Raw genomic sequence first — 16,530 nt, forward strand, 5'->3', positions numbered from 1 at the left:
GGGGACCGATGAATTTTGACCGTCGCAAGTTCTTGACGCTGGCCGGTTCGGCCGTGGCCGCGCCGGCCGTGCTGCGCGCCACCAGGGCGAACGCCCAGGAAGTGACGCTGCGCATGCACCACTTCCTGCCGCCGGTTTCGAACGGGCATGCCAAGTTCCTCAAGCCCTGGGCCGACAAGGTCGGGGCCGATTCTAACGGCCGCATCAAGATCGACATCTTCCCGTCGATGCAGCTTGGCGGCACGCCGCCGCAGCTCTTCGACCAGGCGCGCGACGGCGTCGTCGACATCGTCTGGACCCTGCCCGGCAACACGCCCGGCCGCTTCACCGGCATCGAGGCGTTCGAGCTGCCCTTCGTCGCGAACAAGCGCGCCTTGGTGAACTCGCTGGCGCTGACCGACTATGCCGAGCAGAACCTCAAGGACGAGTTCAAGGACATCAAGCCGATCTGCTTCTGGGCGCATGATCACGGGCTGATCCATGCCAACAAGCCGGTGAAGACGATGGAGGACCTGAAGGGTCTGAAATTGCGCTTCCCGACCCGTCTCGCCGGCGAGGCGCTGCGCGCGCTCGGCGCCAACGCCATCGGCATGCCGATCCCGCAGGTGCCGGAATCGCTCGCCCAGCGCGTAATCGACGGCTGCGTCGTGCCCTGGGAGGTGGTGCCCTCGATCAAGGTGCAGGAGCTGGTCAAGAACCACACCGAGATCCCGGGCTCGCCGACCTTCTATGTCGCGACCTTCGTGCTCGCGATGAACCGCGCCAAGTACGACGGGCTCGCTCCCGATCTGAAGGCGATCATCGACAAGAACGCCGGCGCCGCCGCAGCCGCCATGGCCGGCAAGGTCTGGGACGAGCAGGCCGTCGTCGTCGCCGAGATGGTGAAGAAGCGCGGCAACAACATCATCACGCTTGAGGAAGCGGAGGCGGCGCGCTGGCGCAAGACCACCGGGCCGGTGATCGAGGGCTGGCTGAAGACCGCCAAGGACAAGGGGCTCGACGGCGACAAGCTGCTCGCCGCCGCCCGCGCCGCGCTCGCCAAGCATCAGAACGCGGCCTGAACTGAGGCATGGCGGACGGCGTGGGCGATAGGCCGCCATCGCGGATCGACGCGGTGGCGGAGGCGGTGGCGCTCATCGGTGGGGCGCTGCTGGTCGGGCTAGCGACCATGGTCGTGGTCAGCGTCACCTTGCGCAGCGATCTCGTCGGCGGGGCCGGCGTCCCCGGCGATTTCGAGCTGGTGCAGATGGCGACGGCGGTCGCCGCCTTCTGCTTTCTGCCGCTGTGCCAGCTCAAACGCGGCAACATCTTCGTCGACACCTTCACGCTGAAGCTGCCGCAGCGCTGGCGCGACGGGCTCGATGCGCTCTGGGACGTGGTCTACGGGCTCGCCATGGCGCTGATCGCCTGGCGGCTCGGCGTCGGTGCACGCTCCGCCTTCGCCAGCGGCGAGAACACCATGGTGCTGCAGCTGCCGAGCTATCTGCCGATCGCGGTCTGCGCCGTGCTCGCGGGCTTCGTCGCGGTGGCCGCCTTCGTCAGTGCGAGCCGGCTCCTGAGGCAGCCGCGATGAGCGGCTTTTCTCTCGCTCTCACCGGCTTCGGCGTGATGCTGGCGCTGATGGCGCTGCGCCTGCCGATCGGGCTCGCCATGCTGGTCGTCGGCAGCGCCGGCTATGTCCAGCTCAACGGGCTCGACCCGTTCCTGAACTATATCCGCACGACGCCCTACCAGATCTTCGCCAATTACACTCTATCGGTGATCCCGCTCTTCGTGCTGATGGGCGCCTTCGCCGAGCGCTCGGGGCTGGCCGGCGACCTGTTCAAGGCGGCCTCGGCCTTCATCGGGCATCGCCGCGGGGGGCTCGGCATGGCGATGATCGGCGCCTGCACCGGCTTTGGCGCGATCTGCGGCTCGTCGGTCGCGACCACCGCGACCTTCGCCCGCGCGGCGCTGCCGCAATTGCGCGGCTATCGCTACGATCCCGGCTTCGCCTGCGGCGTCACCGCGGTCGGCGGCACATTGGGCATTTTGATCCCGCCCTCGGTCATCCTCGTCGTCTATGCGATCTCGACCGAGCAGAACATCGCCAAGCTTTTCCAGGCGGCGCTGATCCCCGGGCTCATGGCGACGGCGTTCTACTGCCTGACCATCTGGATCATGACGCGGCGCGACGGCACGCTCGGCCCGGCGCATGAGCGCACGCCCTGGCGCGAACGCTGGCCGCTGCTCGTCGGCGTCATCCCGGCGCTGACGGTCGCGGTGATCGTGGTCGGCGGCATCTATGGCGGCGTCTTCACCCCGACCGAGGGCGCCTCGGTCGGGGCCTTCATCATGCTGGCCATCGGCTTGTTTCGTCGCACGCTCGGCCTGGAGGGCATCAAGCAGGCGATCATCCAGACCGCCGAGACCTCGGCGATGATCTTCGCGATCCTGCTCGGCGCCGAGGTCTTCAACGCCTTCCTCGCCCTGACGCAGGTGCCGACGGCGGCGGCCGAGATGATCGCGGCCTCGGGCTGGCAGCCCTATACGGTGCTGGTCGGGCTCTTGCTGTTCTACATCGTGCTCGGCGGCGTAATGGACGAACTCGCCATGATCCTGCTGACGCTGCCGGTGTTCTTCCCGATCGTCACGGCGCTGGACTTCGGCATGCCGACCGACGACATCGCGATCTGGTTCGGCATCCTCGTCCTGATCGTCGTCGGCATCGGCATGACCTGCCCGCCGATCGGCCTCAACGTCTTCGTCGTCGCCTCGCTGGCGCGCGACGTGCCGATCACCCGGATCTATCGCGGCGTGCTGCCCTTCGTCGCTTCCGACATTATTCGCCTTGGCATCTGCGTGGCATTTCCGGCCCTGAGCCTCTATCTGGTGAAGCTCCTGAACTAGGTTGCCGGAGCGACGGGCATGATCGTGAACGACCTCGACATCGACGACATCAAGGCGGGGCTCGCGGCGGGTTCGATCCTGATCGTCGATGTGCGCGAGCCGCATGAATTCGCGGCCGGCCATATTCCGGGCTCGGTGTCGCGCCCGCTCTCGCAGTTCAACCCGGCCGACCTGCCCAACGAGCCCGGCAAGCGCCTGGTTCTCTCCTGCGCCGCAGGGGTGCGCTCGCTGCGCGCCATGGAGTTCGCCCAATCGGCTGGCCTCGACGTCGACAGCCATTATATTGGCGGCTTCAAGGACTGGGTCATGCATGGCGAGCCGGTCGAGCGCTGAGCCGCCCTCTGGACCAGAGTGAGTTCAATCTCCGCCGGCTGCGATGCCGGCCGGCACGATCAGGAACGCAGAATGCCGCCTAAAGCCTACCTTCGCTCCGCCGCCCTGGCGCTCGCGCTGATGACGCCCGGGTTGATGGCCCTTGCGCCCGCATCCGCCCTGGCCCAGGGCGCCGCCGCTCCGGCCGCGACCCCGGCGGGTGATGCCGGCCTCCAGGCCGCGATCTCGAAATCCAATGCCTATACGGCCCTGATGAACCGGACGCTGCGCGCCAACCAGTCCTGGGAGCGCTATGCGAGCTGGGTTGACATGAAGAAGGGCCCGACCGGCAAGGAACGCTACATCACCTACGGGCTCTACAGCCTCTACGACGTCAATAGCGAGATCGCCGCCGCCGAGCAGGCGACGGTGCGCGAGCCGGCGCTGCCCGAGATCGACCAGACGATCCGGCGCTATATCGCGGCCTACCAGGCGTTGGCGCCGCTGATCACCCGGGCCGAGCGCTATTACGAACGCAAGGACTATCGCGACGACGGCGCTGCGGAAGGCCGCAAGCTGCACGAGCAGATGGTTCCTGCGGCAAAGGCCTTCCTGCAGGAGCGGGCGACGCTCGATCAGCAGATGCGCGTCTTCAAGCGCGATCTCGACGCCAAGGAGCTGGCGGCGGTCGAGGCGCGCGAAGGCAAGTCGGCGCGCTGGCAGGTGCGCAACATCATGATCAACGCCCGCGCCATCGTCGACCTGATGCCGAGCAATGAAAGTCCGATCGTCGATCTCAAGGCGTTCGACGTGGCGGTCGCCGGCTATGCTGCGGCGGTGCGCGAGATGGACAATTTCAAGGAGCGCGAGCCCAAGGGCGTGCCCTTCATCGAATCGCAGGCGAGCTCCTGGCTCGGCAAGGTCAGGGACTTCCGCGAGAAGCTCGGCAAATCCAAGGGCGACGTCCGCAAGGGCGCGGCCAATGACGCCAACTGGCTGATCACCAACTATAATACGATGGTTTCGCTCGCCGACACCGCAGTGCGGATGGCGCGCTGACGAGGCCGGGCCGGTCTTCCCCGCAAGGGCGCGACCGGACTGCGCTGCGTGCAATGCGGAAGGCCTCCGGCCGGGGGCTGACTGAAAGCCGGCCCTGTTCCAGACTCGACTTCGAATAATTCCGAGGACACCGCCATGCGACCCATGAAGTTCGGAGTAGGCCAGCCGGTTCGCCGGGTCGAGGATCAGCGCCTGACCACCGGTACGGGCCGCTATACCGACGACACCGCCGTCGAGGGCGCGCTGCACGCCTATGTGCTGCGCTCGCCGCATGCGCACGCGACGTTCAGGATCGTCGACAAGCAGGCGGCGTTGAAGCTCAAGGGCGTCAAGCTGGTCCTGACCGGCGAGGATGTCGCCCATCTCGGCGACATCCCCTGCAAGGGACTGATCAAGGAAATCTCGGGCGAGGACGTGCAGCCCAACCCGGTCCCGGTCCTGCCCGTCGACACGGTGCGCCATGTCGGCGAAGCCATCGCCTTCATCGTCGCCGAGACGCTCGAGCAGGCACGCGATGCCGCCGAGGCGATCGAGATCGATTTCGAGACGCTGCCCTCGACCACCGGCATCGCCGCATCGCTCGAGCCGGACGCGCCGCAGGTCTGGCCGGGCCGCGCCGGCAATGTCGCCTTCGAGGCCGAGCAGGGCGACCGGGCGAAGACCGAGAAGGCCTTCGCCAAGGCCGACCGCACCGTCTCGGTGACGATCGTCAACAACCGGCTCGCCTCCAACTACATGGAGACACGCGCCTGCATCGCCGAATACGACAAGGCGACGAAGCGCTGGACGCTGACGCTCGGCAGCCAGGGCAGCCATGGCACGCGCGAGATCCTCGCCGACTACATCCTCAAGGTGCCCCAGTCCCGCATCCGGGTGATCACCCCCGATGTTGGCGGCGGCTTCGGCACCAAGATCTTCATGTACCGAGAATACCCGCTGACCATGGTCGCGGCCGAGAAGCTGAAGCGGCCGGTGCGCTGGGTCGCCGACCGGACCGAGCATTTCCTCGCCGACACCCATGGCCGCGCCAATCTGACGACGGCGACGATGGCGCTCGACAAGCGCGGCAAGTTCATCGGCCTCAAGGTCGATCTCGCCGCCGAGATGGGCGCCTATCTCTCGCAGTATGGGCCTTTCATCCCCTGGGTCGGCACGACGATGACGCCGGGCTGCTACAGCATCCCGGCCGTGCATGTCCGCTTCCGCGGCGTCTTCACGAACACGACGCCGGTCGACGCCTATCGCGGGGCCGGGCGGCCAGAGGCGGCCTATCTGATCGAGCGGCTGGTCGATGCGATCGCGCGCGAGACCGGCAAGACGCCAGACGCGGTGCGGGCGCTCAATTTCGTCAAGCCGAGCGAGATGCCGCACAGGACCCAGACCGGCCCGGTCTACGATTCCGGCGAGTTCGAAGGCCATATGCGCCGCGCCATGGAGGTGGCGGACTGGAAGGGCTTCAAGAGCCGCCTGAAGGCCTCGCAGAAGGCCGGCAAGATCCGCGGCATCGGGCTCGCCTGCTATATCGAGGCCTGCGGCGGCGGCGGGCCGGAAAGCTCGACCGTGATCCTGGAGAAGGACGGTACCGTCACCGTGCTGATCGGCACCCAGTCGAACGGCCAGGGCCACGAGACGGCCTATTCGCAGCTCGTCGCCCAGCATCTCGACATTCCGATGGATCGCATCCGCGTTATCCAGGGCGACACCGACCGGGTCGCGACCGGCGCGGGGACGGGCGGCTCGCGCTCGATCCCGGTCGGCGGCGCGGCGCTCAACGCGGCGACGGGCATGCTCGCCGACAATCTCAAGAACCTCGCTTCCGAGGCGTTGGAGACCAGCGCCGGCGATCTCGAGATCGTCGACGGCGCCGTGCGCATCGTCGGCACCGATAAGAAGCTCGACCTCAAGGCGATCGCCAACCTGCCCGGCGCCAAGGCGGATCTGCTCAGCGTCAACCAGAGCTGGACGCCGCCTGAGGCGACCTATCCGAACGGCACCCATGTGGTCGAGCTCGAGGTCGACCCGGCGACCGGCGGCACCGAGATCGTGAACTATGTCGTGGTCGACGATTTCGGCGTGACTCTGAACCCGGTCATGCTGCAGGGCCAGGTCCATGGCGGTGCGGCCCAGGGCATCGGCCAGGCGCTGATGGAGGAGATCCGCTTCGACTCGTCCGGCCAGATGCTGACCGCGACCTTCATGGACTACGCCCTGCCGCGCGCCGTCGACATCCCGAACTTCCATTTCGAGACGCGCAACGTGCCCTGCGTCACCAACGCCCTCGGCGTGAAGGGGGCGGGCGAGGCCGGTGCGATCGGCGCCTGCCCGGCGGTGATGAACGCCATGGTCGACGCGCTGAACCGGGCGGCCGGCATCAAGGCGATCGACATGCCGGCGACGCCGGTCAAGGTGTTCGGGGCGCTGCGGGCGGCCGGCTACGGAGACTGATGCAAGATCCGATTTGCATCAGCGCAAACGACTTCACAAAAAAGGGACTTGGCGTCGTCATGATCATCGGTTGATCTGGAAGCGTTCCAAACAGCGCCGGTCCCGGCGCCGGCCTTTCAGAGGATAACAGCGTATGATCCGTACTGCTCTCGTCGCCCTTGGCCTCGCCATCGGCGTCTCTGCCGTCGTCGCTCAGTCGAACCCGATCGCAGAGCGCAAGGACGCGATGAAGAGCGTCGGCGCAGCGACCCGCGAAGGCGCGGCCATCGCCAAGGGCGAGGCCCCGTTCGATGCCGCCAAGGTGCAGGGCATCTTCAAGGTCTACAGCGACGCGGCCAAGAAGGTCCCAGCCCTGTTCCCGGACAATTCCAAGACTGGCGGCGAGACCACTGCGGCCCCGAAGGTCTGGGAGGACCAGGCCGCCTTCAAGACGGCCTTCGCCAAATTCGAGGCCGATGCGGCCAAGGGCGCGTCCAGCGCGACGGACCTGGCTTCGTTCCGCGCGGCCTTCGGTGACGCCACCAAGAATTGCGGCAGCTGCCACGAGGCCTTCCGAATCAAGAAGTGAGACCGGCTCGCCAGCCAGGTCCATTGCAACCGTCATTCCGGACTGGCGCCGAAGGTGAGTCGCTCCGGAAACCATCGTCGAGCGCCGGGGTCCTGCGATGGATTCCGGCGCTCCGCTTTGCTGCGACCGGAATGGCTGCGCTCATTTCCGCCGATGCGCCAGCCTGTTCCCGTTCGGCCGGGCTTTTCGGCCGGGCCTTCTTGGCCGAGAATACCCTGGACATGACGGGCCACAGATGAGGAACCGATGCGCCGCCTATTGATAACCCTCCTCGTCTTCGCCCTGGCGGGTATCGCCGGTTTCTTCGTCCTCACCGATCCACGGGTGGTCTCGCCGGGGCCCGAGATCGGCACGCTGCCGCAGCCGGATATCGAGAACGGCAGGCTGCTCTTCGCCGCTGGCGGCTGTGCCTCCTGCCATGCGACACCGGGCCAGGACGACAAGACACGGCTCGGCGGGGGGCTCGAACTGGGCTCGCCCTTCGGCAAGTTCCACGCCCCCAACATCTCCCCGCATACGCGCGACGGCATTGGCAACTGGGGCACGGCCGACTTCATCCAGGCGATGGCGGCCGGCGTCTCGCCCGCGGGGCAGCACCTCTACCCGTCCTTCCCCTACACCTCCTACCGGCTGATGACGCCGAAGGCGCTCGCCGATCTGCTCGCCTACATCCGCACCCTGCCGGCGGTCGAGGGCAGGGCGCCGCCGCATGAGCTGCCTTTCCCCTTCAACATTCGCCGCATGGTCGGCGGCTGGAAGCTGCTCTTCTTCGACGGGGCGCCGTTCAAGCCCGATCCGACGAAGAGCGATGAATGGAACCGCGGCGCCTATCTGGTGCAGGGGCCCGGCCATTGCGCCGAGTGCCATTCCGCCCGCAACAGCCTCGGCGCGATCGTCCAGGCGACGCGCTTCGCCGGTGGCCCCGATCCTGAAGGCAAGGGTTGGGTGCCGAACATCACCCAGTCCGAAGACGGCTTAAGCAAATGGTCCAAGTCCGAGATCGCCGAGCTGCTGAAATCGGGCTTCACCCCGGAGTTCGACAGCGTCGGCGGTACGATGGCGGCCGTGGTGCGCAACACGGCGCAGCTTCCCGAGGCCGACCGGCTGGCGATGGCGGAGTTCCTGAAGTCGCTGCCGGCAGTGCAGGGGCCGCCGCGCCCGCCCAAACCCGCAGCGGGCGGCTGAGGCACAAGACCGGGGTGTCTTTCCCCGTCAGTCCGCCGCTATTTCAGAGACGCGCCAAGGGCGTCGACGTCCTTGCAGTCTCGCTCGGAAGGTTTGTCGCCGGCCCGTTCGTCGATCGCCCTCATCGCCGCATGGGCCTTCCCCAGGCGTTCGATCGTGGCGGGGGACTGGTCCTTCATCAGCATGTTGGACGTTGCTTCCATGACCAGTCCGGCGCGCCTGTTCAACTCGAGCTTGGTACAGCCGCCTGCAGGTCCTGACGTCGCCTTGTCGCCACCGGTGCTTGCAGCGGCGCCCGCCCTTGCCGCGGGGTCAAACAATCTGACGGTCGAAACGGCGAGATCGCAAGCCGGCGCGAACTGCTCGGCCTTGTCCGCGCGATAGATGCACTCGACATTGTAAGCGTTATTGCCAATCGCCGTGAAAACATAGCGCTTGATTTGAGGACGCTCCTTGCTGAAAGGCAGTCGTCCGTTGGAGAAGACCATGTCGACGGCCGGCCGGCCGAGCAGGGCCGTCATGGTCGCTGACTTGAGCTCGATCGAGGGGCGAACCGCGATTGCCTTGGTGAAGGCGTCGGCAATCGATTGACGCGTCCGTTCGCTCACATCCTGGAGCTCGCCGGCATCGCGGGGGCCCGAGAAGGTGATGAGCACATCGCCATTGGCGGGCGTGGAAGCCTTGACGCCCGTCACCTCGCCTGTCCCATCCGCGAAGAGATGAGCCAGGGAAAAACCAGGCGGATATTCGAAGCTGTAGCTTCCGTCCTGCGCCCTGAAGGTCTTGGTTTCAGCGGCCTGGCTGTGTAGCGGCGCGAGTGCCATCGGCAAGGCGAGAGCCACGAGCATCGGCAGTCGCGCTGAAACGGCGGAAGACAACATCTTGGAAAGCCTCATATTTCGATGAAGTCGCTGCTTCTCTGGCCGTGATCCATCGCGCGGCGCCGCGACAGGCGCCGCCCTGGCGGGGCCGGCCGGCGACAGCCAGCTGGCCCGATTTGGCGGGATGGCCCGCGCTTAGTCCATTACCGCTGCTTTGAGGATGCAGACCATCAGAGCGGTGCCCGGCTTGTCGCCGACGCAGCGCACGACATGCTGGCGGTCGCAGCGATAGCGCAGGGTCTCGCCGGCCTTGGCGCGCTGGGTGACGCCGCCGACCTCGACCTCGAACTCGCCTGCGCTGACCGAGAGCGACTCGATCGAGCCGCGTTGGTGGCCTTCGGAATCAAGCTCGCCGCCGGGCTCGGCGCTGACCTCGTACCATTGCAGCCATTCGACGGTCTTGATCCAGCCGATGATGGCGAGCCGGAGCTTGCCGTCCTCCGAGACGAGGATCGGCGTGTCCGGGCGGGCGATCTTCTCGATGAAGGCCTCTTCCTCGTTCGAGGAGAGCACCCGCTCGATCGAGACGTCGAGCGCCTGCGACAGCCGCCAGATCGTCGCGAGCGTCGGATTGGTCTCGTTGCGCTCGATCTGGCTGATGATCGACTTGGCGACGCCGGACTGCTCGGCGAGCTCGGAGAGCGAGAGATTATAGGCCTTGCGCAGCCGCTGGATCGTCTTGCCGAGCTGACCGGAGATCACCTGCGCGCCGGATTCCATCTCGCGGCCGCCACGTTCCCTAGTTTCGATGCCCATCGGATTCTTGCCTCATCGCTTCACCGCTCGTTTGGGAAAGCGAACGATCGTTTGTCTTGGCGGACAATGCCTCGGATTGCTCCAAGCGGCAAGCAAAGGCTTGCGCTTCAGGTGGAGCGCGAGGGGCCGACTTCCCGGGTTTCGCGCTTCAGCAGGCCGAGCTGCTTCTCGCGCAGGATCACGTAGATCCCGGAGGCGATGACGATCAGCGAACCGGCGACGACCGCCGACGCCGGCCACTCGCCGAAGACGAACCAGCCGAGCGCAGTCGCCCAGATCATCGTCGAATACTCGAAGGGCGCGACCAGCGAGGCATCGCCATAGCGATAGGCCTGAACCAGCAGGATCTGGCCGAGCCCGCCGAGCACGCCGATGGTCACCAGCAGCAGGAATTCCTGCCAGTTCGGCATGGTCCAGCCGAGGAAAATGGTCAGCAGGCCGAGCAGCGAGGTCAGCGACATGAAGTAGAAGACGATGGCGCCGGTCTTCTCGGTGCGTGTGAGCATGCGCACCTCGACCGAGGCGAAGGCGGAGCAGAAGGCGCCGCCGAGCGCGAGCAGCGCGCCGATGGCCGGGCCTCCCGACAGGCCCTGCGCGAACGCATCCGGCTTCATATGGGGGGAGAGCATCAGCAACACGCCGAGGAAGCCGATGCAGACGGCGGTCCAGCGATAGACCCGGACCTTCTCCTTCAGGATCAGCGCTGCCAGCGCCACCAGGATCAGCGGGGCGGCGTAGCCGATCGCGACAGCATCCGAGAGCGGCAGGAGGTGCAGGGCGGCGAAGCCGAGGAACATGCCGGTCGAGCCGATGATGCCGCGCTTCATGTGGCCGCGTAGATTGCTCGTCCTGAGGGCGCTCGGGAACTCGCTGCGCCAGGAAAGCCAGATCACCAGCGGGATCAGCGCGAAGAAGGAGCGGAAGAAGACGATCTCGCCCGTCGGGTAGCGCGCGGCGAGCAGTTTGATCGCCGCCGACATCAGCGTGAAGGACAAAGCCGAGAGCAGCTTGAGGCTGATGCCGAGGAGAGGGGACAAAGCGAAGTTCGGGGCGTGGGGGAAGGAGTCTTGTAGAGGACCCCCCTTAGACCACGAGGCTGGAGTCGTTCAAAGCGTCGATCTTGCAGGGCCGACCGGCAGGGCGCGGGACGCGACGGCCATCGGCTAGGCGCATTTCCTCGCCGGCGGCTTCAACGCAGCGGGTATTCGAGCACCTCGTCGCCGGCCTCGTCGAAGCTGCCGGTCGAGCGCCAGCCGAGATGCCGGTAGAAGCCGTAAGAGCGGACCTCAGGATCGGCCGAGCAGCCGAGGAAGAGCCGCTGGAAGCCGAACTTTCCGAGGTCCTCGACCATCAGCGAGAGCAGTTTCTTGCCGATGCCCTTGCCTTCCTGCTCCGGCAGCAGAGCGAGGACGGCGATCTCGCCGCTGTCGCTATGGCCGAAGCAATAACCGACGATCTTGCCGTCTTCGATTGCGACATGGCCGGGCAGGCTGCCATCGGCGATGGCGTCGCGCCAACTCTCCAGCGTGATGCCGCGCTCCGCCAGTTCCGCGACCGAGAAGGCGTTTTCGCGTGTCATGCCGCGCAGGGTGATGCAGTCGGGCGTGTCGTCGGAGACGGCTTTGCGATAGGTGATCGTCATTGGGCCAGACAGGATTGCGTGAACGGGCCGGCGGCGAGGTGCGCGCCGGCCCGTCCTTGTTGTGTCAGAAATTGGTCCGGAACGAGCCGCCATCCATCAGGAAGTTCTGGCCGGTGATGTAGCCGGCATGGACGCTGGCGAGGAAGGCGCAGAGCTTGCCGAACTCCTCGGCCTCGCCGAAGCGGCCCGCCGGGATCTCGGCGCGGCGCAGCTTCATCACTTCCTCTTCCGAAATGCCCTTCATCGCCGCGACGCGCTTGGTCGAGGTGGTCAGGCGGTCGGTGGCGAAGACGCCCGGCAGGATGTTGTTGATGGTGACGTTGGCATGGGCGACCTCGCGCGCCACGCCGGCGAGGAAGGCGGTCAGGCCGGCGCGGGCGGCGGAGGATACGTCGAGCCCGGTCAGCGGCGTCAGCACGCTCGCCGAGGTGATGTTGACGATGCGGCCGAAGCCGCGCTCGATCATGCCGTCGACCACGCGCTGGGTCAGCTCCAGCGGCGTCGCCATGTTCTGCGCGACGCCTTCGAGCAGGGCCTCGCGCGTGACCTCGCGGAAGGGCTTCGGCGGCGGGCCGCCATTGTTGTTGACGAGGATGTCGACTTGCGGCGATGCGGCGAGCAGCGCGTCCTGGCCGGCCTTGGTCGAGACGTCGGCGACGACCGCGATGACCGTCGCGCCGGTGCTGGCGCGGATCGCGCTCGCAGTTTCTTCCAGGGTCTTGGCGTCGCGCCCGTTGACGACGACGGTGCAGCCGGCCTCGGCCAGTGCCTGAGCGCAGCCGCGGCCGAGCCCCTTGCTCGAGGCGCAGACGATGGCGGTGCGGCCGGCGATTCCCAGATCCATGGTGTTCCTCCGAATTTCCAGTGCCGCAGCCAAAGCACGGTTTTCCCGCCGCGTCATCAAAGCGTAGCGCAAATCAGACACACGCCGCAGGCATCGCAACAGGATGGGCTGGCGGCACATGAGCGACGACAGCGACGCCAAGCAGGTTCGCAGCATCTTCATCTCCGACCTGCATCTGGGTACGCGCGGGGCACAGGCGGACCTCGTTCTGGAGTTCCTGCGGGCCTATGACGCGCCGCAGATCTATCTGGTCGGCGACATCATCGACGGCTGGCGGCTGAAGAACGGCTGGTACTTCCCGCAGGCCCATAACGACGTCGTGCAGAAGCTGCTGCGCAAGGTGCGCAAGGGCTCGAAGCTCGTCTACGTCACCGGCAATCACGACGACTTCCTGCGCGACTACACCGGGCTGCAGTTCGGCGGCATCACGCTGGTCGACGAGATCATCCATGAGGCCGCCGATGGCCGGCGGATGCTGGTGATCCATGGCGACCTGTTCGACCTCGTCGTGCGCAACGCCAAATGGCTCGCGCTGCTAGGCGACTGGGCCTACACCGTCGCCCTCGTCCTGAACCACGGGATCAACAAGGTGCGCCGGACCCTGCGCCTGCCGCACTGGTCGCTCTCGGCCTGGGCCAAGCACAAGGTCAAGAACGCGGTCAACTATATCGGCGAGTTCGAGCAGTGCCTGGCCGACGAGGCGCGCCGGCACAAGGCCGACGGCGTGATCTGCGGCCATATCCACCATGCGACGCAGCGCCAGATCGACGGGCTGACCTACATCAACACCGGCGACTGGGTGGAGAGCTGCACCGCGGTCGTCGAGCATGACGACGGCCGCTTCGAGATCATCCGCTGGCCGCAGCACCGCTTCAGGGGCGAGAATCCGGGCCTGTCGGCCGTGTCCGCCCCGCAGCGGCCGGCGCCGGTGCTGGTCGGCGAGGCCGCCTGATGCGCGTCCTGATCGCCACCGACGCCTGGCGGCCGCAGATCAACGGCGTCGTGCGCTCGCTGGAGCGGATGTTCGAGGCGGCGCCCGATTTCGGTGTCACGGCGCAGATGCTGACGCCGGAAGGTTTTCGGCAGGTCGGCCTGCCTTCCTACCCGGATATCCGCATCGCACTTGCCAGCCAGCAGCAGGTCGCAAGGCGCATAGCAGAGTTCGGCCCCGACCATATCCACATCGCGACCGAAGGGCCGATCGGCTGGCTGACCCGGGCGGTCTGCCTTGCCCAGAAGCGCACCTTCACCACGAGCTACCACACCCGCTTCCCGCAATATGTCGCCGCCCGCTGGCCGATTCCCGAAAGCTGGAGCTACCGCTTCCTGCGCCGCTTCCACGCGCCGGCGGCCGGAGTGATGGTCTCGACGGCGACGGTCGAGGCCGAGCTGCGCGACCACGGCTTCGAGCACATCCTGCGCTGGGGCCGCGGCGTCGATCTCTCCCTGTTCCATCCGCGGGCCGCGAGCGTGCTCGACCTGCCGCGGCCGATCTTCCTCAGCGTCGGCCGGGTCGCGGTCGAGAAGAACCTCGAGGCGTTCCTGTCGCTACGCCTGCCGGGCAGCAAGGTCGTGGTCGGCGACGGGCCGGCCCTCGCGGACCTGAAGCGTGCCTTTCCCGAGGCGCATTTCCTCGGGGCACGCGAGGGCGAGGAGCTCGCGGCCATCTACGCCTCCTCGGACGTCTTCGTCTTCCCGAGCCTGACCGATACGTTCGGCATCGTTCTGCTCGAAGCGGCGGCGAGCGGCCTGCCGGTCGCAGCCTTCCCGGTGCAGGGGCCGAGCGATGTCTTCGCCGGCGGCAATGCCGCGGTGCTGCATGAGGATCTGCGTCAGGCGGCGCTTTCGGCCCTCAGGCTGTCGCGCGAGGCGGGGCCAGAACTGGCGGCGCGCCATAGCTGGCAAAGCAGCGCCGAACAGTTCTACGGGCATATCCGCCGGGCCGCGCAGGAGGCGGCAGCGCGGCCGGCCCCGGTGCAGAACGTTACAGCCTTCGCGAGCGCGCGTGGCGCGGAAGCGAGCGGGCGGGCGCGCTCGCCGGCTTGAGTTCGCTGCGGAAATCGTCGCGGCGCTGATGCACCGAGGCGATGACCAGGCCCATCGGCACGCCGAGCCCGACGAGCGCCGCTTCCGACAATTGCAGGCTGGCCTCGATGGTCTCGGGCACGGCGTCGTTGACGCCGATCTCGTAGAGATGGCGGGCATGCCTGGCGTCGCGGGCGCGGGCGACGATCACAAGGTCCGGCCGCATGGCGCGCGCGGCCTTGACGATCTCGTCGACGGCGCGCTGGTTGTCGATCGTCACGATCAGCGCGGTCGCCTCCTGCAGCCCGCAGAGGCGCAGAAACTCCGGCTTGGTGGCATCGCCGTAGAAGGCCGGGCGGCCGGCCCGGCGCTGGCTCGCGACCAGGGCCGGGTCGGCATCGACCACCAGGAACGGGGCCTTGTGCTGTTCCAGCATCTCGCCAACCAGGCGCCCGACGCGGCCGCAGCCGACGACGAGCGCGCGCGCGGCATGATCTTCGGGCGGCAGGATGCGGGCCTCCTCGGGCAGAGTGACCGTCGGGGCGAAGCGCGCCGCCAGCGTCCGCGCGAGCCGGGCGGCGAGGGGCAGAGAGATCATGGTCAGTGATACCGCCGCCAGCACGAGGCTCGAGGCCGATCGTTCGACGAGTTCGGCCGCAACCGAGGCGCTGAGCAGGACGAAGGCGAACTCGCCGCCGGGGCCGATCAGGATCGCGCTCTCCAGGGCCGTCGCACGCCCGAGCCGGAAGAAGCGCGCCAGCAGGAAGGTGATCACCGCCTTGGCGAGGAAAAGTCCGAGCGCGATCGCGATGATCGCCCATGGCTGGGCCGCGAGCGCCGCCGGGTTCACGCTCATGCCGACGGTGAGGAAGAAGACGCCGATCAGCAGAGCCTTGAACGGCTCGATCGTGACCTCGATGGCGCGGCGGTACTCGGTTTCGGCGAGCAGGAGCCCGGCGATGAAGGCGCCCAGCCCCATGGACAGGCCGGCTGCGGCGGCGATCAGCCCGGTGCCGAGCGCGACCAGCAGGGTCGCCGCCAGGAAGCTCTCGGAGGAGTCGGTCGAAGCGACAAGCCGGAACAGCGGACGCATGGCGACGCGCCCGATCACGATGATGGCGGCGATCGCCGCGACCGCCTGGAGCAGCGCCTGGGCGAGGCCGGCCAGCAGCGAGCCGTTCTCCTGCGAGCCGAGCACGCTGATCAGGAAGAGCAGCGGGATGACGGCGAGGTCCTGGCAGAGCAGAATCGCGAAACTGGCGCGGCCGGCCGAGGAGGTTATCCGGCGGTGGGCCGAGAGCAGCTCCACCACCATCGCCGTCGAGGAGAGCGCCAGCGCCGTGCCGATGATCAGCGCCGCCGTCGCCGGCTGGCCGAAGGCATAGGCGACCGCGCCGATGACGCTGGCGGAAACCGCGACCTGGCCGAGGCCGAGGCCGAAGACCAGCCGCCGCATCGTCATCAGCCGGTCATAGGACAGCTCAAGGCCGATGATGAAGAGCAGGAAGGCGATGCCGAGTTCGGCCGGGCCGGCCAGGGCATCGGCATTGGAAACAGTGATGGTGCGCAGCAGCGGCACCTTGGCGACGAGCCCGCCGAGGCCAAATGGCCCGAGCAAGGCGCCGCATGCGATGAAGGCGACGACCGAGTTGACGCGGAAGCGCTTCGCGAAAGGCACGATGACGCCGGCCGTCGCCAGGACGACCACGGCGTCGCGATAGGTTGAGGGGTCGATCGTTGCGGCCACATGCCCCCCGAAGCGAACGGACGATTCAGCTGATGCGGAATTTTGCGTGCTGCGCCGCGACGACACAACAAAATCAAGCGGCTCCCGCGCGAAAACTTGCCGGGCCGGGAGCCGGCGACTAGACCTCGACGAAGGCCCGTCGCGATGCGGGCCGGGAGGCCGCGGGCCGTGGCCCCT

The 16,530-nt window shown here is 67.3% G+C and carries 16 protein-coding genes; 10 read left to right on the forward strand and 6 right to left on the reverse strand.

Translation table 11 applies throughout. The features are described from left to right. Window positions 1-8 precede the first annotated feature (8 nt). The 8 genes from RKE40_RS07100 to RKE40_RS07135 all read left to right on the forward strand — a co-directional run bounded on the left by RKE40_RS07100 (window position 9) and on the right by RKE40_RS07135 (window position 8,458). Window positions 9-1,061, forward strand: a complete 1,053-nt coding sequence (locus RKE40_RS07100) for a TRAP transporter substrate-binding protein (protein ID WP_316017535.1) — start codon at window positions 9-11, stop codon at window positions 1,059-1,061. An 8-nt stretch (window positions 1,062-1,069) separates the two neighbouring features. Next, the gene (locus RKE40_RS07105) at window positions 1,070-1,573 is read left to right on the forward strand and encodes a TRAP transporter small permease (protein ID WP_316017536.1); all 504 of its coding nucleotides are present in this window, start codon (window positions 1,070-1,072) and stop codon (window positions 1,571-1,573) included. Further along, window positions 1,570-2,889 (forward strand): TRAP transporter large permease, encoded by a 1,320-nt coding sequence (locus RKE40_RS07110; RefSeq protein ID WP_316017537.1) that lies wholly within the window; start codon window positions 1,570-1,572, stop codon window positions 2,887-2,889. Before RKE40_RS07105 ends, RKE40_RS07110 begins: the two co-directional genes overlap by 4 nt. An 18-nt stretch (window positions 2,890-2,907) precedes the next feature. Further along, window positions 2,908-3,222, forward strand: coding sequence for a rhodanese-like domain-containing protein (locus tag RKE40_RS07115; protein WP_316017538.1), 315 nt, complete (start codon window positions 2,908-2,910; stop codon window positions 3,220-3,222). Between the two features lie 72 nt (window positions 3,223-3,294). Continuing rightward, complete coding sequence (locus RKE40_RS07120; RefSeq protein ID WP_316017539.1) at window positions 3,295-4,260, forward strand: YiiG family protein; 966 nt, start codon at window positions 3,295-3,297, stop codon at window positions 4,258-4,260. Window positions 4,261-4,395: 135 nt separating this feature from the next. Continuing rightward, entirely contained in the window at window positions 4,396-6,705 is a 2,310-nt protein-coding gene (locus RKE40_RS07125) for a xanthine dehydrogenase family protein molybdopterin-binding subunit (protein WP_316017540.1), read from the forward strand. Between the two features lie 133 nt (window positions 6,706-6,838). After that, on the forward strand, window positions 6,839-7,273 hold the full coding sequence (locus tag RKE40_RS07130; RefSeq protein ID WP_316017541.1) for a c-type cytochrome: 435 nt from the start codon (window positions 6,839-6,841) through the stop codon (window positions 7,271-7,273). A gap of 246 nt (window positions 7,274-7,519) precedes the next feature. Beyond that, window positions 7,520-8,458 (forward strand): cytochrome c, encoded by a 939-nt coding sequence (locus RKE40_RS07135; protein WP_316017542.1) that lies wholly within the window; start codon window positions 7,520-7,522, stop codon window positions 8,456-8,458. 38 nt (window positions 8,459-8,496) lie between these two features. On the opposite strand, the gene RKE40_RS07140 is transcribed toward RKE40_RS07135, so the two are convergent. The 5 genes from RKE40_RS07140 to RKE40_RS07160 form a co-directional block, all read right to left on the reverse strand. After that, complete coding sequence (locus RKE40_RS07140) at window positions 8,497-9,339, reverse strand: hypothetical protein (RefSeq protein ID WP_316017543.1); 843 nt, start codon at window positions 9,337-9,339, stop codon at window positions 8,497-8,499. Between the two features lie 135 nt (window positions 9,340-9,474). Continuing rightward, entirely contained in the window at window positions 9,475-10,095 is a 621-nt protein-coding gene (locus tag RKE40_RS07145) for a helix-turn-helix domain-containing protein (protein WP_066472225.1), read from the reverse strand. Between the two features lie 107 nt (window positions 10,096-10,202). Further along, window positions 10,203-11,132: a DMT family transporter gene (locus RKE40_RS07150; protein ID WP_316017544.1), complete on the reverse strand. Its 930-nt coding sequence runs from the start codon at window positions 11,130-11,132 to the stop codon at window positions 10,203-10,205. A gap of 152 nt (window positions 11,133-11,284) precedes the next feature. After that, window positions 11,285-11,737: a GNAT family N-acetyltransferase gene (locus RKE40_RS07155; RefSeq protein ID WP_316017545.1), complete on the reverse strand. Its 453-nt coding sequence runs from the start codon at window positions 11,735-11,737 to the stop codon at window positions 11,285-11,287. 64 nt (window positions 11,738-11,801) lie between these two features. Then, complete coding sequence (locus RKE40_RS07160; protein ID WP_316017546.1) at window positions 11,802-12,581, reverse strand: SDR family oxidoreductase; 780 nt, start codon at window positions 12,579-12,581, stop codon at window positions 11,802-11,804. Window positions 12,582-12,699: 118 nt separating this feature from the next. Here RKE40_RS07160 and RKE40_RS07165 point away from each other — a divergent pair, with 118 nt between their 5' ends. After that, a complete protein-coding gene (locus RKE40_RS07165; RefSeq protein ID WP_316017547.1) occupies window positions 12,700-13,533 on the forward strand; it encodes a UDP-2,3-diacylglucosamine diphosphatase in 834 nt (277 codons plus the stop codon). Further along, window positions 13,533-14,627, forward strand: coding sequence for a glycosyltransferase family 4 protein (locus RKE40_RS07170; RefSeq protein WP_316017548.1), 1,095 nt, complete (start codon window positions 13,533-13,535; stop codon window positions 14,625-14,627). The genes RKE40_RS07165 and RKE40_RS07170 overlap by 1 nt, the downstream gene beginning before the upstream one ends. Here RKE40_RS07170 and RKE40_RS07175 read toward each other — a convergent pair. Further along, complete coding sequence (locus tag RKE40_RS07175; protein ID WP_316017549.1) at window positions 14,566-16,353, reverse strand: cation:proton antiporter domain-containing protein; 1,788 nt, start codon at window positions 16,351-16,353, stop codon at window positions 14,566-14,568. The two genes, RKE40_RS07170 and RKE40_RS07175, sit on opposite strands and share 62 nt — an antisense overlap. Window positions 16,354-16,530 lie beyond the last annotated feature (177 nt).

The sequence above is a fragment of the Allobosea rubneri genome (assembly GCF_032464875.1).
Taxonomy (GTDB): domain Bacteria; phylum Pseudomonadota; class Alphaproteobacteria; order Rhizobiales; family Beijerinckiaceae; genus Allobosea; species Allobosea rubneri.